Annotated in this window: 17 protein-coding genes, 1 tRNA gene and 1 pseudogene; 17 read left to right on the top strand and 2 right to left on the bottom strand. The window is 59.8% G+C overall.

Features of this window, described 5'->3' with window-relative positions:
* Together GHO03_RS18855 and GHO03_RS18850 are read right to left on the bottom strand one after the other, a co-directional pair.
* Nucleotides 1-140: pseudogene (locus tag GHO03_RS18855) on the bottom strand (acetyl-CoA C-acyltransferase); the annotation flags it as partial.
* Nucleotides 141-184: 44 nt separating this feature from the next.
* The gene (locus tag GHO03_RS18850) at nt 185-1099 is read right to left on the bottom strand and encodes a LysR family transcriptional regulator (RefSeq protein WP_095002430.1); all 915 of its coding nucleotides are present in this window, start codon (nt 1097-1099) and stop codon (nt 185-187) included.
* 133 nt (nt 1100-1232) lie between these two features.
* Here GHO03_RS18850 and leuC point away from each other — a divergent pair, with 133 nt between their 5' ends.
* From leuC to GHO03_RS18765, 17 genes are all read left to right on the top strand, one after another.
* A complete protein-coding gene (leuC, locus tag GHO03_RS18845) occupies nt 1233-2666 on the top strand; it encodes a 3-isopropylmalate dehydratase large subunit (RefSeq protein ID WP_095021360.1) in 1434 nt (477 codons plus the stop codon).
* Nucleotides 2663-3307, top strand: coding sequence for a 3-isopropylmalate dehydratase small subunit (gene leuD, locus GHO03_RS18840; RefSeq protein WP_095002432.1), 645 nt, complete (start codon nt 2663-2665; stop codon nt 3305-3307). Before leuC ends, leuD begins: the two co-directional genes overlap by 4 nt.
* Before the next feature lie 121 nt (nt 3308-3428).
* Nucleotides 3429-4196 carry a class I SAM-dependent methyltransferase gene (locus GHO03_RS18835; RefSeq protein ID WP_095021361.1) on the top strand — a complete coding sequence of 256 codons (768 nt, stop codon included), beginning with the start codon at nt 3429-3431 and terminating at the stop codon, nt 4194-4196.
* A 56-nt stretch (nt 4197-4252) separates the two neighbouring features.
* Nucleotides 4253-5335, top strand: coding sequence for a 3-isopropylmalate dehydrogenase (gene leuB / locus GHO03_RS18830; RefSeq protein ID WP_095002434.1), 1083 nt, complete (start codon nt 4253-4255; stop codon nt 5333-5335).
* 68 nt (nt 5336-5403) lie between these two features.
* Nucleotides 5404-6516: an aspartate-semialdehyde dehydrogenase gene (gene asd, locus GHO03_RS18825; RefSeq protein ID WP_095002435.1), complete on the top strand. Its 1113-nt coding sequence runs from the start codon at nt 5404-5406 to the stop codon at nt 6514-6516.
* A 166-nt stretch (nt 6517-6682) separates the two neighbouring features.
* Complete coding sequence (locus tag GHO03_RS18820) at nt 6683-7693, top strand: aspartate-semialdehyde dehydrogenase (protein ID WP_095002436.1); 1011 nt, start codon at nt 6683-6685, stop codon at nt 7691-7693.
* Between the two features lie 61 nt (nt 7694-7754).
* Nucleotides 7755-10115 (top strand): FimV/HubP family polar landmark protein, encoded by a 2361-nt coding sequence (locus tag GHO03_RS18815; RefSeq protein ID WP_153400340.1) that lies wholly within the window; start codon nt 7755-7757, stop codon nt 10113-10115.
* A 252-nt stretch (nt 10116-10367) separates the two neighbouring features.
* Nucleotides 10368-11192, top strand: a complete 825-nt coding sequence (truA, locus tag GHO03_RS18810; protein ID WP_095002438.1) for a tRNA pseudouridine(38-40) synthase TruA — start codon at nt 10368-10370, stop codon at nt 11190-11192.
* A 56-nt stretch (nt 11193-11248) separates the two neighbouring features.
* Nucleotides 11249-11872 carry a phosphoribosylanthranilate isomerase gene (locus GHO03_RS18805; protein WP_095002439.1) on the top strand — a complete coding sequence of 208 codons (624 nt, stop codon included), beginning with the start codon at nt 11249-11251 and terminating at the stop codon, nt 11870-11872.
* 268 nt (nt 11873-12140) lie between these two features.
* Entirely contained in the window at nt 12141-13061 is a 921-nt protein-coding gene (accD, locus tag GHO03_RS18800; RefSeq protein WP_095002440.1) for an acetyl-CoA carboxylase, carboxyltransferase subunit beta, read from the top strand.
* A complete protein-coding gene (folC, locus tag GHO03_RS18795) occupies nt 13058-14365 on the top strand; it encodes a bifunctional tetrahydrofolate synthase/dihydrofolate synthase (RefSeq protein ID WP_153400339.1) in 1308 nt (435 codons plus the stop codon). The genes accD and folC overlap by 4 nt, the downstream gene beginning before the upstream one ends.
* Nucleotides 14349-14975: an SPOR domain-containing protein gene (locus tag GHO03_RS18790; protein WP_095002442.1), complete on the top strand. Its 627-nt coding sequence runs from the start codon at nt 14349-14351 to the stop codon at nt 14973-14975. The genes folC and GHO03_RS18790 overlap by 17 nt, the downstream gene beginning before the upstream one ends.
* 106 nt (nt 14976-15081) lie before the next feature.
* Entirely contained in the window at nt 15082-15639 is a 558-nt protein-coding gene (locus tag GHO03_RS18785) for a CvpA family protein (RefSeq protein ID WP_095028330.1), read from the top strand.
* 41 nt (nt 15640-15680) lie between these two features.
* Nucleotides 15681-17186 (top strand): amidophosphoribosyltransferase, encoded by a 1506-nt coding sequence (purF, locus tag GHO03_RS18780; protein WP_095002444.1) that lies wholly within the window; start codon nt 15681-15683, stop codon nt 17184-17186.
* 72 nt (nt 17187-17258) lie between these two features.
* Nucleotides 17259-18470, top strand: a complete 1212-nt coding sequence (locus GHO03_RS18775) for an O-succinylhomoserine sulfhydrylase (protein ID WP_095002457.1) — start codon at nt 17259-17261, stop codon at nt 18468-18470.
* Between the two features lie 8 nt (nt 18471-18478).
* Nucleotides 18479-19246 carry an SDR family oxidoreductase gene (locus tag GHO03_RS18770; protein WP_153400341.1) on the top strand — a complete coding sequence of 256 codons (768 nt, stop codon included), beginning with the start codon at nt 18479-18481 and terminating at the stop codon, nt 19244-19246.
* 97 nt (nt 19247-19343) lie between these two features.
* Nucleotides 19344-19416: transfer RNA gene (locus GHO03_RS18765), tRNA-Val, on the top strand.
* The last annotated feature ends 1 nt before the right edge of the window (nt 19417 follow it).

Below are 19417 nucleotides of genomic sequence, written 5' to 3'. Positions count from 1 at the left end.
GGGTCGACCTGGCTGCTGTGCAACGCGGCCTTGACCGCAGTGCTGGCCAGCTCGGCCAGGGGCACGTCCTTGAGCGAGCCGCCAAAGGTGCCGATGGCCGTGCGCCGGGCGCTGAGGATGAAAATTTCAGGAGTTTGCATGGCGGGTCCTTATTGTTTTATCGGGCCAAATGCGCGGGATTATTTCACCGGTGTACGGTTTGGGCGTCGTCCGTTTGTGCGGGCAGGGCATCTACCTGGGCATCGAGCAGGGTCATAAAGGCATGGGCCGCATTGGACAAGGTGCGTTCGGTATGCAGGATATACCCCAGCTGGCGGGTCAGCTGGATGCCGGGCAGGGCAATCGATGCCACCTGTTCATCCAGCATGGTGCGCGGCAACACGCTCCAGGCCAGGCCGATGGAGACCATCATCTTGATGGTCTCCAGGTAATTGGTGCTCATGGCGATGTTGGGTGTCAGGCCCTGGGCTTCAAACAGGCGATGGACAATATGATGGGTAAAGGTATTGCCGCCGGGAAACACCGCTGGATGGCGTGCAATATCGGCCATGCTTACGGCTTTTTGCCGGGTCAGGCGGTGCTCCGGGGCCACCACGAAATCCAGCGGGTCATCCCAGACCGGCACGGCACGAATCAGTGAATGAGGCTCCGGCGCGAGGGTGATCACAGCCAGTTCTGCGCGGCCATGCAGAATCTCGTCGTAGGCCACTTCGGAATCGAGAAACTGAATATCCAGCGCGACCTTGGGGTAAGTGCGGGTGAACTCGCGCAGTAAAGGTGGCAGGCGGTGCAGACCGATATGATGGCTGGTAGCCAGGGTCAGGCGCCCGCTGACTTCGCCATTGAGGTTGTTGAGTGCCCGGCGCGTGTCATCCAGTACGTTGAGGATCTGGTAAGCGCGCGGCAGCAAGGCCCGGCCGGCTTCGGTGAGGCTGACCTCACGGCCCAGCCGGTCGAACAGCCTGAGCTTGAGTTGCTGCTCGATGCTGGCAATGCGTTTGCTGATGGCTGGCTGGGTCAGGAACAGCCGTTCGGCGGCCCCGGAAAAACTGCCGGTTTCAGCAATTGCAATAAACGCATTGAGATTCGCGAGATCCATCTATTCGAATTCCTGTTGGTTATCCAAAGCATAAAAATTATGAATTTGAGTTATTCACTGTAACCCCATAGGATCGACCTCACAAGCCAAGTGGTTATTGGCACAGAAAAGTAGCTGATGAGGAAACCGTCTGATGGCCGGCAAAACGCTCTACGACAAGCTCTGGGATTCGCATTTGGTCAAGCAGCGTGACGATGGCTCGGCGCTGATCTACATCGACCGTCACATCATTCACGAAGTGACCTCGCCGCAAGCCTTTGAAGGCCTGCGGCTGGCCGGGCGCAAGCCTTGGCGTATCGATGCCAACATCGCCACCCCGGACCACAACGTACCGACCACGCCGGAGCGTAAAGGCGGGATCGAAGCGATTGCCGATCAGGTTTCCCGTCTGCAGGTGCAAACCCTGGATGACAACTGTGACGAATACGGCATTACCGAATTCAAGATGAACGACGTGCGTCAGGGTATCGTCCATGTGATCGGCCCGGAGCAGGGCGCGACCTTGCCGGGCATGACCGTGGTCTGCGGTGACTCGCACACCTCGACTCACGGCGCCTTCGGTGCATTGGCCCACGGTATCGGCACTTCCGAGGTCGAGCATGTGCTCGCCACCCAGTGTCTTGTCGCCAAAAAAATGAAGAACATGCTGGTGTCGGTCGAAGGGCAATTGCCGTTCGGCGTAACCGCCAAGGACATCGTACTGGCCGTGATCGGCAAGATCGGCACCGCGGGCGGCAATGGTCATGCCATCGAATTCGCCGGCAGCGCGATTCGTGACTTGTCCGTCGAAGGCCGCATGACCATCTGCAACATGTCCATCGAAGCCGGTGCCCGTGTAGGCCTGGTGGCCGCCGATCAGAAAACTGTCGATTATGTAAAGGGCCGTCCGTTTTCGCCTAAAGGCGCTGAATGGGACCTGGCGGTCGAAGCCTGGAAAGACCTGGTGTCCGACAGCGATGCGCAGTTCGACACCGTGGTTGAACTGGACGCTACGCAGATCAAGCCGCAAGTCAGCTGGGGCACTTCGCCCGAGATGGTTCTGGCGGTTGATCAGAACGTGCCGGATCCGGCACAGGAAACCGACCTGGTCAAGCGTGGCTCGATCGAACGTGCATTGAAGTACATGGGCCTGACCGCCAACCAGGCGATCACCGATATCCAGCTCGATCGCGTATTTATCGGCTCGTGCACCAACTCGCGGATCGAAGACTTGCGTGCTGCGGCAGTAATTGCCAAGGGGCGCAAGGTGGCGTCCACCATCAAACAGGCGATTGTGGTGCCGGGCTCGGGTCTGGTTAAAGCCCAGGCCGAGGCTGAAGGTCTGGACAAGATCTTTATCGAGGCCGGTTTTGAATGGCGTGAGCCGGGTTGTTCGATGTGCCTGGCGATGAATCCGGACCGCCTTGAGTCGGGCGAGCATTGTGCTTCGACCTCCAACCGCAACTTTGAAGGCCGTCAGGGCGCCGGTGGCCGTACTCACCTGGTCAGCCCGGCCATGGCCGCTGCCGCCGCCGTGAATGGTCGTTTTATTGATGTCCGTGAATTGATCCAGGGGAGCGCAGCATGAAGGCTTTTACTCAGCACACCGGTTTGGTCGCGCCTTTGGATCGTGCCAACGTCGATACCGACCAGATCATTCCCAAGCAATTCCTGAAGTCGATCAAGCGTACCGGCTTTGGCCCTAACCTGTTTGACGAGTGGCGTTATCTGGATGTGGGTCAGCCCTACCAGGACAACTCCAAACGCCCGCTGAACAAGGATTTTGTGCTTAACGCCGAGCGTTACCAGGGCGCCAGTGTGTTGCTGGCCCGGGAAAACTTCGGTTGCGGCTCCAGCCGTGAGCACGCGCCGTGGGCGCTGGAAGAGTACGGTTTTCGCAGCATCATCGCGCCGAGCTACGCCGATATTTTCTTCAATAACAGCTTCAAGAACGGTTTGTTACCGATCATCCTGAGCGACGCCGAAGTCGATGAGCTGTTTGCCCAGGTTGAAGCCGAGCCGGGTTACCAGCTCAAGATCGACCTCGAGGCGCAAACCGTGACCCGCCCGGATGGCAAGGTGCTGGGCTTTGAAATCGATGCGTTTCGCAAGCATTGCCTGCTCAACGGCCTGGACGATATCGGCCTGACCTTGCAGGACGGCGATGCAATTGCCGCGTTTGAAAGCAAGCACCGTGCGAGCCAGCCGTGGTTGTTTCGCGACGCTTGAATGGCCTCTTTGCGGGCAAGCCCGGCACCCACAGGGGAATGCATTTCAAATGTGGGAGCGGGCTTGCCCGCGATGACGGCAGTGTGGACAACCCAAGTCTTGACGCTAAAAGGAAGTTTTAATGACCAGTACCGCCCAGCACACCCAGGTCGTACAAAAGCAGTTCGGCGAACAGGCGTCGGCCTATCTGAGCAGCGCCGTGCATGCGCAAGGCACCGAGTTCGGTCTGCTCAAGGCCGAGCTGGCGGGTAAAGTTGAAGCGCGGGTGCTGGACCTGGGGTGTGGCGCGGGCCATGTAAGCTTTCATGTGGCTGCACTGGTCAAGGATGTGGTGGCATACGACCTGTCGCAACAAATGCTCGATGTGGTCAGTGCTGCCGCCAGCGATCGCGGGCTGGACAATATCAGCACCGTTTGCGGCGCGGCAGAGCGTTTGCCGTTTGCCGATGGCGAGTTCGACTATGTGCTCAGCCGTTACTCGGCCCATCACTGGAGCGATCTGGGCGTTGCCCTGCGCGAAGTGCGCCGGGTGCTCAAGCCGGGTGGCGTAGCGGCATTTATCGATGTGATCTCACCCGGCAGCCCGTTATTCGACACCTACCTGCAAAGTGTCGAAGTGCTGCGCGACACCAGCCATGTGCGCGACTATTCGAGCGCCGAATGGCTGCGTCAGGTCAGCGAAGCCGGTTTGCACGTGCGCAGCACACAGCGTCAGCGTTTGCGTTTAGAGTTCAGCTCCTGGATCGAGCGCATGCGTACGCCACAGGTCATGAGCGCGGCCATCCGCCAGTTGCAGCAGTCGATGGGCGCCGAAGTACGCGATTATTTTGAAATTGAAGCCGATGGTTCGTTCAGCACCGATGTGCTGGTGCTGTGGGCCGAGAAGTAACCTGAATATTTCCGGGTGCGCCTGCGGGGGCATCAACAGACAAGAAAGAGGAACCCATGAGCAAGCAGATTCTGATTCTCCCTGGCGACGGTATTGGTCCGGAAATCATGGCCGAAGCGGTCAAGGTGCTGGAGCTGGCCAGTGACAAGTTCAACCTGGGCCTGGAGCTGACCCACGACCTGATCGGCGGCGCAGCCATCGACAAGCATGGCGTACCGTTGGCCGACGAGACCCTTGAGCGCGCCCGTGCGGCCGACGCTGTCTTGCTGGGCGCCGTGGGTGGCCCGAAATGGGACAAGATCGAGCGCGACATTCGCCCCGAGCGCGGCCTGCTGAAAATCCGTGCGCAACTGGGCCTGTTCGGCAACCTGCGCCCGGCAATCCTGTACCCGCAACTGGCTGATGCATCGAGCCTCAAGCCGGAAATCGTTTCCGGACTGGATATCCTCATCGTTCGCGAATTGACCGGTGGTATCTACTTCGGCGCCCCCCGTGGCACCCGCGAGCTGGAAAACGGTGAGCGTCAGGCCTATGACACCCTGCCGTACAGCGAAAGCGAAATCCGCCGCATTGCCCGCGTCGGTTTCGACATGGCCCGCGTGCGTGGCAAAAAGCTCTGCTCGGTGGACAAGGCCAACGTGCTGGCGTCCAGCCAGCTGTGGCGTGAAGTGGTCGAGCAAGTGGCCAAGGACTACCCGGACGTCGAGCTGAGCCATATGTACGTCGACAACGCGGCCATGCAACTGGTGCGCGCACCCAAGCAATTTGACGTGATCGTCACCGAAAACATGTTCGGTGACATCCTGTCCGACCAGGCTTCGATGCTCACGGGCTCTATCGGCATGCTGCCATCGGCATCCCTGGACACCCACAACAAGGGCATGTACGAGCCTTGCCACGGTTCGGCGCCGGACATCGCGGGGCAGGGTATTGCCAACCCTCTGGCGACCATTTTGTCGGTGTCGATGATGCTGCGTTACAGCTTCAACCAGACCGCTGCTGCCGATGCCATTGAGCAGGCCGTAAGCCTGGTTCTGGACCAGGGTTTGCGTACCGGTGATATCTGGTCGACGGGTTGCACCCGGGTCGGAACACAGGAAATGGGCAATGCAGTAGTCGCGGCGCTGCAGAATCTGTAATCTCTCGGGCCCGTTACTTCCTGTTGGTGGAAGTAACGACCCCACTTTTTGTTAAAGGTGTAGTTGCGATGAAACGTGTAGGTCTGGTCGGTTGGCGCGGTATGGTTGGTTCCGTGCTCATGCAGCGGATGCTGGAAGAGCAGGATTTCGATCTGATCGAACCGGTGTTTTTCACCACTTCCAATGTCGGTGGACAAGGTCCGTCCGTGGGCAAGGATATTGCCCCGCTCAAGGATGCTTACAACATTGAAGAGCTGAAAACCCTCGATGTAATCCTGACCTGCCAGGGCGGCGACTACACCAGCGAGGTGTTCCCCAAGCTGCGTGAGGCGGGCTGGCAAGGTTACTGGATCGATGCAGCGTCGACCCTGCGCATGCAGGATGATGCGGTCATTATTCTGGACCCGGTCAACCGCAAGGTCATCGACCAGCAGCTGGATGCCGGCACCAAAAACTATATCGGCGGCAACTGCACTGTCAGCCTGATGCTGATGGGTCTGGGCGGTCTGTTCGAAGCCGGTCTGGTAGAGTGGATGAGCGCCATGACCTACCAGGCGGCTTCGGGCGCCGGTGCGCAGAACATGCGCGAGTTGATCAAGCAGATGGGCACCACCCATGCGGCGGTCGCCGATCAACTGGCCGACCCGGCCAGCGCCATCCTCGATATCGACCGTCGTGTGGCCGAGGCTATGCGCAGCGATGCCTACCCGACCGAAAACTTCGGTGTGCCATTGGCCGGCAGCCTGATCCCGTGGATCGACAAAGAGCTGCCGAACGGTCAAAGCCGTGAAGAGTGGAAAGCGCAGGCAGAAACCAACAAGATCCTGGGTCGCTTCAAGAACCCGGTTCCGGTGGACGGTATCTGCGTACGTATCGGTGCGATGCGTTGCCACAGCCAGGCCTTGACCATCAAGCTGAACAAAGATGTGCCTATCGCCGATATCGAAGGTTTGATCAGCCAGCACAATCCCTGGGTCAAGCTGGTGCCAAACCAGCGTGAAGCCAGCATCCAGGAACTGAGCCCGACGAAGGTTACCGGCACCCTGAATGTACCGGTTGGCCGTCTGCGCAAGCTGAACATGGGTTCGCAGTTCCTCGGTGCCTTTACCGTGGGCGACCAGTTGCTGTGGGGCGCGGCAGAACCGCTGCGCCGCATGCTGCGGATTTTGCTGGAGCGTTAATTCGCCACCGGCAGGTTCAAGCCCGCGTCTCGCAAGAGGCGCGGGCTTTTTATTGGATGATCAGCTGCTACGAATTGTCATCATCCATCAAATCGGCCGGGCGCGTTGCCTGTCGGGGTTGTGCCCGGTACAGTGCCGCTCCCCACGTTTCGCCTGAGGTAGATACATGAACCAGTCCTTTGATATCGCCGTCGTTGGCGCCACCGGCACTGTCGGCGAAACCATCGTACAAATGCTCGAAGAGCGTGATTTTCCGGTTGGCAAGTTGCACTTGCTGGCCAGCAGTGAATCTGACGGGCATTCGGTGCCTTTTCGCGGTAAAAACGTCAGGGTGCGCGATGTCGACACGTTCGATTTCAGCAGCGTACAGCTGGCATTCTTTGCCGCAGGCCCTGCCGTGACCTTGAGTTTTGCTGCCAAAGCCAGTGCAGCCGGGTGCATGGTGGTCGACCTGTCCGGCGCTTTGCCGTCTGCACAGGCGCCGCAGGTGGTACCTGAAGCCAACGCGCAGGTGCTGGCAACCTTGAAAAAGCCACTGCAAGTCAGCAGCCCGAGTCCTTCGGCCACCGCACTGGCCGTGGTGCTGGCGCCTTTGCTAAGAGTGCTGGAAATTCAGCGGGTCAATGTGACGGCCTGCATGGCAGTTTCCGCTCAAGGCCGTGAAGCGGTCTCGGAGCTGGCACGCCAAACCACCGCGCTGCTGAACCTGCATCCGCTGGAAACCAGCTTCTTTGATCGTCAGATGGCCTTCAACGTCCTGGCCCAGGTCGGCACGCCGGACGCACAGGGCCATGTGCCGCTGGAAAAACGTTTGGTCAATGAGCTGCGCGAAGTTCTGGCTATGCCTACGCTGAAGGTATCGGCCAGCAGTGTGCAAGTGCCGGTATTTTTTGGTGACAGCTTCAGCGTGTCCCTGCAACTGGCCGGGCCGGTGGATCTGGTTGAAGTCAATGCCGCCCTCGAGGCAGGTGAGGGTATCGAGCTGGTGGAAGCCGGTGACTACCCGACTGCTGTTGGCGATGCCGTAGGTCAGGATGTGGTGTATGTCGGTCGAGTGCGTCACGGTGTGGACGACACATCTGAACTTAATCTGTGGCTGACGTCAGATAACGTACGCAAGGGTGGCGCATTGAACGCCGTGCAGTTGGCTGAGTTGTTGATAAAAGACCAACTGTAAAAGATACTTGGCTGCTATACAGGTCTCGTGGGACGAGGCCTGTACCAATAAGGAAGAGGCTATGGTTCAGGTTCGCAAATTGGTGTTGGCAATCGCTGCCGCTTCGGCGCTGTCATCCGGTATGGCGCAGGCGCTTGAGCTTGGGGAGCTGACGCTCAAGTCGGCGCAGAACCAGCCGCTGCTGGCAGAAATCGAGCTGCTCGATGTCAAGGACCTGACTGCTGCGCAAGTGGTGCCAAGCCTTGCCCCCGAACAGGAGTTCAGCAAGGCCGGAGTTCCGCGCCCGGCGTTTCTGGATGATTTGCGCTTTACCCCGATCATCAACGCCGATGGCAAGAGCGTATTGCGCGTCACCTCCAGCCAGCCGCTGTCCGAACCTTTTGTGAACTTCCTGGTGCAGGTGATGTGGCCCAACGGCCGCTTGATGCGCGATTACAGCGTGTTGCTCGATCCCGCCCGATTCTCGCCGCAGGCCGCGTCGGCGGCATCAACGTCTGCGCCTGCCGCGCCCGTGCAGTACACCACCACGTCCCGTGACACACTGTGGGAGATCGCCGCCAAGGCGCGCAACGGCGGCTCGGTGCAGCAGACCATGCTGGCAATTCAGGCCCTGAACCCTGATGCGTTTATCAACGGCAATATCAACCGGCTTAAAACCGGCCAGGTGCTGCGCCTGCCAGATGCCTCGCAAAGTGTGCAATTGCCCCAGGCCAGGGCCATCAACGAAGTGGCGTCGCAAAATGCCGACTGGCGCAGTGGCCGTCGCACCGTACCGTTGGCCCAGCAACTCGATGCAACCGGTCGCAAGCCTGTGCCGGCGCCTGCCGCCAAGGCTGTGCATCAGGATGCCTTGAGTCTGGTTTCCGCTCAGGCAGGCAAGGGTGCTGCCGGGGATGCGAAAAAACTGGCTGACCAGCTGGCGATGACTCAGGAAGGTCTGGACAGCAGCCGTCGTGAAAATGCCGAGCTGCAAGACCGGATGAAAGACCTGCAAAGCCAGTTGGACAAGCTGCAGCGTTTGATTGAATTGAAGAACGATCAACTGGCCAGGCTGGAGGCCGGCAAAGGTGCGCCTGTCGACCCGGCAGTTGCGTTGGCCGGCGTGCAGGCCGAGGATGCGCCTGAAGCCGATATTGCGCCGGCAATCGAAGGTGCACCGGCCACTGCAGTGGCACCAAGTCCTGAAGACACCGGGGCGACGCAAGGCCATGAGCGAAACATTCAGGACCTGCTGAACAGCCCGCTATTACTGGGGCTTGTCGGCGGCGGGGCGGTCTTTTTGCTGCTCTTGCTGTTGTTGCTCGTGCGTCGGCGCAAGGCGCTGCAAGAAGCACAAAAACATGCGCGAATGGCTCGGGATCTTGAAAATGAGTCCGGGTTTGCAGCCGATCTGGATCTGCCGCAAAGCAGTTTTGAGGGGCTTGAAACGCCGTCGCGCAGTATCGATCCTGCACCTGCACCTGCACCTGCACCTGCACCGGTCGTGGAGGCAGTAGCTCCGGTGGTCGCGCAGGTTACCCTGGCCAAGCCTGCGGCTGATGTGCTGGATCAGGCCGAGCGGTTGATTGAGCAGCGTCAGTTGAGCGAGGCCGTTGTATTGCTCAAGGCTGCGATCGATCGGGAGCCCCAGCGCAGTGATTTGCGTCTTGAGTTGATGCGGGTTTACGCCGAACTGGGTGATCGTGACGCTTTTATCGCTCAAGAGCGCCAACTGGTAGCCAATGGCAAGAATCACGCTCAGGTCGAGCAGCTCAAAAATCGTTATCCTGGCATGGCGGTGGCGGCAGCGGCCGGCATTGCTACCGCAGCGGTGGCCACCCAGCTGCAAGCGCAATTTGTCCAGGACATGATGCGCGACGATCGCGAGGTCGAACCTCAGCCGGAGCCTGCTGCACCTGCACCTGCAGCGTTCGATCACGATTTTGATCTGAGCCTTGATGAACTGGAAGCGGCTTCCCCTGCGGTGGTGACGCCAGAACCTGCAGGGCTCGACAAGCCGGCGGCAGACAGTTTCGAAGCGGTGCTTGAACAGCAGGTTCAGGTTCAGGCGGCTCACGAAGGGGCGTCGGACTTTGATCTGGACCTGCCGGCGGACTTTGACCTGTCCCTGGCTGAAGAAAGCGCTCCACCCGCTGTGGCGGCGGACAGCTTTGCCCTTGAACTGGACAAGGTCAATGCCGAGTTGCATCGCCTGTCGCAAAGCCTTGAGCAATCATCGCTGGAACAGCCCTTTGCCGATGATGAACCGGAATTCGACTTCCTCTCGGGCGCCGATGAAACGGCCACCAAACTCGATCTGGCCCAGGCCTATATCGATATGGGCGACGACGAAGGTGCGCGGGATATTCTGACCGAGGTCATGGAGGAGGGTAATCCACAGCAGCAGGCCGAAGCCCTGGAAATGATGGCACGCCTGAACTGAGTGAAACGCCTTTAGATACTCTGTTGCCGGTCAACCCTCCCTATGGGAGCGAGCCAGCTCGCGAACGACCTTCGCGAGCATGCTCGCTCCCACAGTTGAAATGTCCTTTGGCAGCTGCTACGAAGCCTGGTTTGTCTGACGTTCCGGTGAAATGTTTCATGGCGTCTTGCCGGGTGCGCCCTATAATGGCCGCCTTTGCGTTTATGAGCAGGCTGCAAGTCCTTGGCAAATATAGATAACCCGGCCGCTGAAATGGCCGCGGAAGGTTTTTACCGAATCGCCCTTGGGGTGGAATACAAAGGTTCGCGCTACAGCGGCTGGCAGCGCCAGGCCAATGGTGTGCTGACCGTTCAGGAAACCCTGGAAAACGCCCTGTCCAAAGTGGCCGCCTCACCGGTCTCCCTGATGTGCGCCGGGCGTACGGATGCCGGTGTGCATGCCTGCGGGCAGGTGGTGCATTTTGACACCCGGGCCGAGCGCTCCCTGAAAGCCTGGGTCATGGGCGCCAATATCAATTTGCCCCATGACATCAGCGTCACCTGGGCCCAGGTCATGCCCGCGCACTTCCATGCCCGCTTCAAGGCCATCGCCCGGCGCTATCGCTATGTGATCTACAACGATCAGATCCGGCCAGCCCATCTGAATCAGGAAATCACCTGGAACCACCGCCCGCTGGATGTCGAGCGTATGGCCGAGGCAGCTCGACACCTGTTGGGCGTGCATGATTTCAGTGCCTTTCGCGCCGGACAGTGCCAGGCCAAATCCCCGATCAAGGAAATGCACCATCTGCGCGTGACCCGTCACGGCAACATGATTGTGCTGGATATTCGTGCCAGTGCCTTTCTGCACCATATGGTGCGCAATATCGCCGGGGTGCTGATGACTATCGGCACGGGCGAGCGGCCGGTGGAGTGGATCAAGGAAGTGCTGGAGAGCCGCGAGCGGCGCTCGGGCGGTGTGACGGCCCATCCCTACGGCCTGTATCTGGTGCAAGTTGAATACCGCGACGAGTTCCAGTTGCCGGAACGTTACATTGGTCCACATTTCTTGACCGGTTTTAGCGGCCTGGACGGCTGACGCCCGGATAAGCATTTGTTACCATCCGGGGCTTTCGCGTTCGGGGTGTTATCGAGATGTCCGTTGTTCGCAGCAAGATCTGCGGTATTACCCGCATAGAAGATGCACTGGCTGCGGTCGAGGCCGGGGCTGACGCCATAGGCTTCGTGTTCTACGCCAAGAGCCCGCGGTCAGTCACGGCCGCGCAGGCGCGGGCCATTATTGCCGCCTTGCCGCCTTTCGTGACTTCGGTGGGGTTGTTCGTCAATGCCAGCGCCTGTGAGCTGAACGAAACCCTGGATGCCGTGCCGCTGGATCTGCTGCAGTTTCATGGCGATGAAACCCCGGAGCAGTGCGAAGGCTATCACCGTCCTTATATCAAGGCGTTGCGGGTCAAGGCCGGTGATGACATCGCCGGTGCCTGCAAGGCCTATGCAGGGGCCAGCGGTATTTTGCTCGATGCCTATGTTGAAGGTGTACCGGGTGGAACTGGTCAGGCATTTGACTGGTCTTTGATACCTCAGGGTTTGCACAAGCCGATTATCCTGGCCGGCGGCCTGACGCCCGGCAACGTTGCAGACGCCATCGCCCGGGTGCAGCCCTACGCCGTGGATGTCAGTGGCGGCGTTGAAAAGAGCAAGGGCATCAAGGATCACGACAGGATTCGTGCCTTTATGCGGGCAGTGCGCACGGCAAACTGATGCGGATGTGACGGCTGGCACTCTGCCGCCGTCCATCAATACCGCTCTGCGAAGCAGGCGGGCCCGGTGAGAAGACGGGCAGAAATTTAAGTGGCGGCCGCTCTGGTGCGTGCTGTCGGTAAGGCTGAGGGTTGCAGGGTTTTGCTGGTTTGCCGAGTGCGGACCGCGGTTCCGGCAATTATCGCCACACACCTGATTAATTTAGCTCAAGGGCATACACGGGGCCTGAACTGAACTGTTCTGGCCACCGGTACTGGAGAAAGAAAGCATGAGCAACTGGTTGGTAGACAAGCTGATTCCTTCGATCATGCGTTCCGAGGTCAAAAAGAGCTCGGTACCTGAAGGCCTGTGGCACAAATGCCCGTCCTGCGACGCTGTGCTTTATCGTCCGGAGCTGGAAAAGACCCTGGACGTTTGCCCGAAATGCAATCACCACATGCGTATCGGCGCCCGCGCCCGCATTGATATCTTCCTGGACGCCGACGGCCGTGCCGAACTGGGTGCAGACCTGGAGCCGGTTGACCGTCTCAAGTTCCGTGACAGCAAGAAGTACAAGGACCGTCTGGTCGGCGCGCAAAAGCAGACCGGCGAAAAAGACGCCCTGATCTCCATGAGCGGTACCTTGCTGGGCATGCCGGTGGTGGTGTCGGCCTTCGAGTTCTCCTTCATGGGTGGCTCTATGGGTGCCATTGTTGGCGAGCGCTTCGTGCGTGCGGCCAATTACGCCCTTGAACACCGCTGCCCGATGATCTGCTTCGCAGCCTCGGGCGGTGCGCGGATGCAGGAAGCCCTGATCTCCCTGATGCAAATGGCCAAGACCTCGGCGGTACTGGCGCGTCTGCGTGAAGAAGGCATCCCTTTCATCTCGGTACTGACCGACCCGGTATACGGCGGTGTTTCGGCCAGCCTGGCGATGCTGGGTGACGTGATCGTGGCTGAGCCTAAGGCGCTGATCGGTTTTGCCGGTCCGCGTGTTATCGAGCAGACCGTTCGCGAAAAACTGCCGGAAGGTTTCCAGCGCAGCGAGTTCCTGCTGGAGCACGGCGCCATCGACCTGATCGTTGCACGTCAGGAGCTGCGTCCGCGCCTGGGCAACCTGCTGGCGCAAATGATGGGCTTGCCGACTCCGGTGTTCGTGGCCGCGCCTGTTGAAACCATCGTTGTTCCGCCGGCACCTGCGAACCTATGACCCAGCGCACCCTTGGCGAGTGGCTCGCCTATCTTGAGCAGTTGCATCCATCGGCCATCGATATGGGGCTGGATCGCGCACGCGAGGTAACGAACCGCTTGGGGCTGCAAAAGCCTGCGCCTCGGGTGGTGACGGTGACGGGTACCAATGGCAAGGGCTCGACCTGTGCGTTTGTGGCTTCGTTGCTGCAGGCGCAAGGGCTCAAGGTGGGGGTTTACAGTTCGCCCCACCTGCTGCGCTATAACGAGCGCGTACAAATTGAGGGTGTTGAAGTCTCGGACGAGCTGCTTTGCGAGGCCTTTGCGGCCCTGGATGCAGGGCGCGGCGAGACATCCCTTACATATTTTGAAATGGGTACGCTGGCAGCCTTCTGGTTGTTCGAGCGTGCCCAGCTGGATGCCGTGGTGCTGGAAGTCGGCCTGGGCGGGCGCCTGGATGCGGTCAATCTGGTGGATGCCGACCTGGCGCTGGTGACCAGTATCGGTGTCGATCATATTGAGTATCTGGGCAACACCCGCGAATCCGTGGGCTTTGAAAAGGCCGGGATTTTCCGTGCCGGCAAGCCGGCCCTGTGTGGCGATCTGAACCCGCCGCATACATTGCTCGACAAGGCTGCAGAGCTGGGTTGCCCGCTGTTTCTGCGCGGTCGTGACTTTGATCTGGTCAGTACCGATCAGGTCTGGCATTGGCGTGGTCAGGATGCCCGGGGGCAATTGATCGAGCTGCGCGATATTCCGCTGCTGGATCTGCCGATGGAAAACGCGGCGCTGGCCGTGCAGGCCTATGCGTTGACCGATCTGCCCTGGCAGTCGGAGCGCATTGTCGCGGCGCTGGCAGGTACTCGCATCACGGGGCGCCTGGATCGTCGCCAGTTCAGCTGGAAGGGCAAGCCCTTGCATATACTGCTGGATGTAGGGCACAACCCCCATGCCGCCGAGTATTTGGCGCGGCGCCTGGCGCAGCGGCCGGTGGCAGGCAAGCGCCTGGCGGTGTTCGGTTTGCTGGCCGACAAGGACCTGGATGGCGTAGTGTCACAACTGACGGGCTCGGTCGCGCATTGGGCTGTTGCGCCGCTGGATACCCCGCGCACGCGCCCGGGCGCTGAAGTCGAGGCCGCGCTGCAGGGTTTTGGGGCGGCTGTTTCGGCTTATGCCAGCGTGGAGCAAGCGCTTGAGGCACAGTGCGAACGGGCCACGACTGACGACGAAATCCTGTTGTTCGGATCATTTTATTGTGTTGCCGAAGCGCTCGAGTGGTTGGAGCGGCGTGCCACGCAGGAGGCTGCAAATGGCTTTGCTGGATAAGGCGTACAAACAAAGGATGGTGGGTGCCCTGGTGCTGGTGGCGCTGGCGGTTATTTTTCTGCCGATGCTGTTCTCCCGGCAGGACGAGCTGCGTCAGATTGAGGTGGATGCGCCGAGCGCCCCTGAAATGCCGGTAATGCCGCAGGTCAAGGTCGAGCCGGTTGCCGTGCCTGAGCCTCAGGTGATCCCTGAGGAACCGGCTCCGGTTGAGCAGCCGGTTGTCGAGCAGCAGGCGCCAGCCCCGGTCGCACCGGTCGTGGCAAAGCCTGCAGTGGCTGCGCCCAAGCCTCCGGCTGTCACGCCGGCGCAAACCGTTGCCCAGGCACCGGCCAAGCTGGACACCACGCAAAAGCGTGTTGATCCCAATGGCTTGCCGATCAGCTGGTCGGTGCAACTGGTGAGCCTGTCCAATCGGGCCAGTGCTGATAACCTGCAAAAAACCCTTCGCAATCAAGGCTATAACGCTTATGTGCGATCTTCTGGCGGGATGAACCGGGTTTTTGTCGGCCCATTGCTGGAGCGTGCAGAGGCCGATCGCCTGCGCGATTTGCTTGGCAAGCAGCAAAACCTCAAGGGTTTTGTGGTGCGCTTCCAGCCTGAACGTGGCTGACAGCGTAAAAAGGTTCAATCTGATTGCACAAGCACGGATAAATCGCCTTACCTGAGCGGCGGCGCTCTGCTAAAATGCGCCGCCTCATCTATCCGTAGGCTGAACTGTGCCATTTACCTGGGTTGACTGGGCGATCGTTGCAATCATCGCCATCTCCGCTTTGATCAGCTTGAAGCGCGGCTTCGTAAAAGAAGCATTGTCGCTGTGCACCTGGATCATTGCCGGGGTCGTTGCCTGGATGTTCGGCGGTTCGCTGTCGCAATACCTCTCCGGATACATCGAAACACCTTCCGCCCGCGTTATCGTCGGGTGCACCATCATGTTTGTGGCCACCTTGCTGGTAGGCGCAATGATCAATTTTCTTATCGGCGAACTGATTCGCGTCACCGGCCTGTCCGGGACCGATCGTTTTCTCGGCATGGCCTTCGGTGCTGCGCGTGGCGCATTGCTGGTGGTCACTGCGGTCGGGCTGTTGAGCCTGGGGCCGGTACAGCAGGACTCATGGTGGCAGGAGTCACGGCTCGTGCCACAATTTCTATTGGTTGCCGACTGGTCCAAAAACCTCATTCTGGGGTGGAGCAGTCAGTGGCTGGCCAGCGGAATCAGCGTACCCGCTGACATTCCGTTCAAGGAGCATCTCTTGCCGGCTACCCAGCCCAAGTGAGTGGTGTTCAGTTCAGATCCATTAAGTAGGGGTTGCGTCGCATGTGTGGCATCGTCGGTATCGTCGGTAAGTCGAACGTCAATCAGGCGCTGTATGACGCGCTAACCGTCCTCCAGCACCGCGGCCAGGATGCTGCCGGTATTGTGACCAGCCATAATGGCCGGTTATTTCTGCGCAAGGACAACGGGCTGGTTCGTGACGTCTTTCATCAGCGTCATATGCAGCGCCTGGTCGGCAACGTGGGCATTGGTCACGTGCGCTACCCAACCGCGGGCAGCTCGACTTCAGCTGAAGCTCAGCCGTTTTATGTCAACTCGCCGTATGGCATCACCCTGGCGCATAACGGCAACCTGACCAACGTTGAACAGCTGGCCAAGGAGATTTACGAATCTGATTTGCGTCACGTCAACACCAACTCCGATTCGGAAGTGTTGCTTAACGTTTTCGCTCACGAACTGGCGCAGCGCGGCAAATTACAGCCGACTGAAGAAGACGTGTTTGCTGCCGTGACTGACGTGCACAACCGTTGCCGTGGCGGTTACGCCGTGGTTGCGATGATCACCGGTTATGGCATCGTCGGTTTCCGCGACCCGAACGGCATTCGTCCGATTGTCTTCGGTCAGCGTCATACCGACGAAGGCGTCGAGTACATGATCGCCTCCGAGAGCGTTTCCCTGGATGTACTGGGCTTTACCCTGATCCGCGATCTGGCGCCGGGTGAAGCGGTTTACATCACTGAAGACGGCAAGCTGCACACCCGTCAGTGCGCGGTAAACCCGAAACTGACCCCGTGCATCTTCGAACACGTGTATCTGGCGCGCCCGGACTCGATCATCGACGGCGTGTCGGTGTACAAGGCCCGTCTGCGCATGGGCGAGAAACTCGCCGAGAAGATCCTGCGTGAGCGTCCTGAGCACGATATCGACGTGGTGATCCCGATTCCGGACACCAGCCGCTGCGCTGCACTGGAACTGGCCAACCATCTGGGCGTCAAGTTCCGCGAAGGCTTCGTGAAAAACCGTTACATCGGTCGTACCTTCATCATGCCGGGCCAGGCTGCACGTAAAAAATCCGTGCGCCAGAAGCTCAACGCCATCGAACTCGAGTTCCGCGGCAAGAACGTGATGCTGGTGGATGACTCGATCGTGCGCGGTACCACCTGCAAGCAGATCATTCAGATGGCCCGCGAAGCCGGCGCCAAGAACGTTTACTTCTGCTCGGCGGCCCCGGCGGTTCGTTACCCGAACGTGTATGGCATCGACATGCCAAGCGCTCACGAACTGATCGCCCATAACCGCAGCACCCAGGAAGTGGCTGAGCTGATCGGCGCCGACTGGCTGATCTATCAAGATCTGCCTGACCTGATCGACGCTGTCGGTGGTGGCAAGATCAAGATCGATGCGTTCGATTGTGCAGTGTTTGACGGCAAGTACGTCACCGGCGATATTGACGACAACTACCTGGAGCGAATCGAGCGTGCGCGCAACGATGCTTCCAAGGTGATTGCCCAGGGCGTCGGTGCGACGATAGGCTTGTACAACAACTAAGTGTTCACCAAACCGGCCCTGATGGGCCGGTTTGCGTTTATCCAATACAAAGTAGAGCAAGGAGTGGGCAGCATGAGTCAGGATTGGGATGCGGGTCGGCTGGACAGCGACCTTGAGGGCGTAGCGTTCGACACCCTGGCGGTGCGTGCTGGCCAGCACCGTACGCCGGAAGGTGAGCACGGTGATGCAATGTTCCTGACCTCCAGCTACGTGTTCCGCACGGCGGCAGACGCGGCAGCGCGGTTCTCGGGCGAGGTGGCAGGCAATGTTTATTCGCGTTACACCAACCCCACCGTTCGTGCTTTCGAAGAGCGCATCGCCGCCCTTGAAGGTGCCGAGCAGGCTGTAGCCACGGCGACGGGCATGGCAGCCATTCTGTCGGTGGTGATGAGCCTGTGCAGCGCCGGCGACCATATCCTGGTCTCGCGCAGTGTGTTCGGTTCGACCATCAGCCTGTTTGAGAAGTACTTCAAGCGCTTTGGCGTGCAGGTCGATTACGTGCCGTTGGCCGAACTGGCTGGCTGGGACGCGGCGATCAAGCCCAACACCAAGCTGCTGTTTGTCGAGTCGCCGTCCAACCCGCTGGCCGAGCTGGTCGATATCGCCGCGCTGGCTGAAATCGCCCACGCCAAGGGTGCCTTGCTGGTGGTCGACAACTGCTTTTGCACGCCAGCCTTGCAACAGCCGCTGAAGCTGGGTGCAGACATCGTGGTGCATTCGGCAACCAAGTTCATCGATGGCCAGGGTCGTTGCATGGGTGGGGTGGTGGCCGGTCGTGGCGAGCTGATGAAAGAAATCGTCGGTTTCCTGCGTACCGCCGGGCCGACTCTGAGCCCGTTCAACGCGTGGATCTTCCTCAAGGGTCTGGAGACCCTCAACCTGCGCATGCGCGCTCACTGCGCCAGTGCCCAGGCCCTGGCCGAGTGGCTGGAGCAGCAGGATGGCGTAGAGAAGGTTCACTACGCCGGTCTCAAGAGCCATCCACAGTACGAATTGGCCCAGCGCCAGCAGCGCGGCTTTGGTGCCGTGGTCAGTTTTGAGGTCAAGGGCGGCAAAGAAGGCGCGTGGCGTTTTATCGACGCGACACGTCTGATCTCGATCACTGCCAACCTGGGTGACAGCAAAACCACGATTACTCATCCGGCGACCACTTCCCATGGTCGCCTGGCACCGCAAGAGCGTGAAGCGGCCGGTATTCGTGACAGCCTGATCCGCATCGCCGTAGGCCTGGAAGATGTCACTGACCTGCAAGCCGACCTCGCACGAGGCCTGGCCGCGCTGTGACCGACTGGATGCTCGAGGCGCCGGTAAGCGGCAATGGCCGTGTAGCACTGGTCACCGGTGCTGCGCGGGGCATTGGCCTGGGCATTGCAGCCTGGCTGGTCAGTGAAGGCTGGCAAGTGGTGCTCAGCGACATTGACCGCGCCCGGGGCACAAAAGTGGCCAAGGCGCTGGGCGACAGTGCCTGGTTTGTGCGCATGGATGTGTCGGTTGAAGACGATGTCATCCAGTGTGTCGCGCAAGTGCTGGGGCAGTTCGGACGGCTGGACGGGCTGGTGTGCAACGCCGCGATTGCGGACCCGCACAACACGCCCCTGGAAAGCCTCGATCTGGAGCAGTGGAATCGCGTGCTGGCGGTCAATCTCACCGGGCCGATGTTGCTGGCCAAGCATTGTGCGCCGTATCTGCGTGCCCATTGCGGGGCGATCGTCAACCTGGCTTCCACCCGTGCGCGCCAGTCGGAGCCTGATACCGAGGCTTACGTGGCAAGCAAGGGCGGGTTGCTGGCATTGACCCATGCGCTGGCCATCAGCCTTGGCCCGCAAATCAGGGTCAATGCTGTAAGCCCGGGCTGGATCGACGCCCGTGATCCATCTGTAAGGCGTGCAGCGCCGTTGACGGACGCCGATCACGCTCAGCACCCTGCTGGCAGGGCAGGGGTTGTGGAGGACGTTGCCGCGATGGTTGCCTGGTTGTTGTCGCGCAACTCCGGTTTTGTCACGGGTCAGGAGTTTGTGGTGGATGGCGGCATGAGCAAGAAGATGATCTATGGCGATTAAGGCCAGGCCACTATTTTTGCTTGTTTTGAAAAAAACCAATCTTGTCCTTGACTTAGCTTCGATAGGTGCGTAAATTTCGCGGCCTCAACGAAGCAAAGGGTGATTAGCTCAGCTGGGAGAGCATCTGCCTTACAAGCAGAGGGTCGGCGGTTCGATCCCGTCATCACCCAC

The sequence above is a fragment of the Pseudomonas sp. FSL R10-1339 genome, from assembly GCF_009600545.1.
Classification (GTDB): Bacteria; Pseudomonadota; Gammaproteobacteria; order Pseudomonadales; family Pseudomonadaceae; genus Aquipseudomonas; species Aquipseudomonas bubulae.
This window is presented reverse-complemented; position numbering and strand designations above follow the sequence as displayed.

Bases quoted from the DNA above. Each gene is read 5' to 3' on its own strand.
- GHO03_RS18815 (WP_153400340.1), top strand. From the start codon at position 7,755: ATGGTTCAGGTTCGCAAATTGGTGTTGGCAATCGCTGCCGCTTCGGCG.
- GHO03_RS18850 (WP_095002430.1), bottom strand. From the start codon at position 1,099: ATGGATCTCGCGAATCTCAATGCGTTTATTGCAATTGCTGAAACCGGC.
- purF (WP_095002444.1), top strand. From the start codon at position 15,681: ATGTGTGGCATCGTCGGTATCGTCGGTAAGTCGAACGTCAATCAGGCG.
- GHO03_RS18820 (WP_095002436.1), top strand. From the start codon at position 6,683: ATGAACCAGTCCTTTGATATCGCCGTCGTTGGCGCCACCGGCACTGTC.
- leuB (WP_095002434.1), top strand. From the start codon at position 4,253: ATGAGCAAGCAGATTCTGATTCTCCCTGGCGACGGTATTGGTCCGGAA.
- folC (WP_153400339.1), top strand. From the start codon at position 13,058: ATGACCCAGCGCACCCTTGGCGAGTGGCTCGCCTATCTTGAGCAGTTG.
- GHO03_RS18790 (WP_095002442.1), top strand. From the start codon at position 14,349: ATGGCTTTGCTGGATAAGGCGTACAAACAAAGGATGGTGGGTGCCCTG.
- GHO03_RS18770 (WP_153400341.1), top strand. From the start codon at position 18,479: ATGCTCGAGGCGCCGGTAAGCGGCAATGGCCGTGTAGCACTGGTCACC.
- GHO03_RS18805 (WP_095002439.1), top strand. From the start codon at position 11,249: ATGTCCGTTGTTCGCAGCAAGATCTGCGGTATTACCCGCATAGAAGAT.
- accD (WP_095002440.1), top strand. From the start codon at position 12,141: ATGAGCAACTGGTTGGTAGACAAGCTGATTCCTTCGATCATGCGTTCC.
- truA (WP_095002438.1), top strand. From the start codon at position 10,368: ATGGCCGCGGAAGGTTTTTACCGAATCGCCCTTGGGGTGGAATACAAA.
- leuC (WP_095021360.1), top strand. From the start codon at position 1,233: ATGGCCGGCAAAACGCTCTACGACAAGCTCTGGGATTCGCATTTGGTC.
- GHO03_RS18835 (WP_095021361.1), top strand. From the start codon at position 3,429: ATGACCAGTACCGCCCAGCACACCCAGGTCGTACAAAAGCAGTTCGGC.
- GHO03_RS18775 (WP_095002457.1), top strand. From the start codon at position 17,259: ATGAGTCAGGATTGGGATGCGGGTCGGCTGGACAGCGACCTTGAGGGC.
- asd (WP_095002435.1), top strand. From the start codon at position 5,404: ATGAAACGTGTAGGTCTGGTCGGTTGGCGCGGTATGGTTGGTTCCGTG.
- leuD (WP_095002432.1), top strand. From the start codon at position 2,663: ATGAAGGCTTTTACTCAGCACACCGGTTTGGTCGCGCCTTTGGATCGT.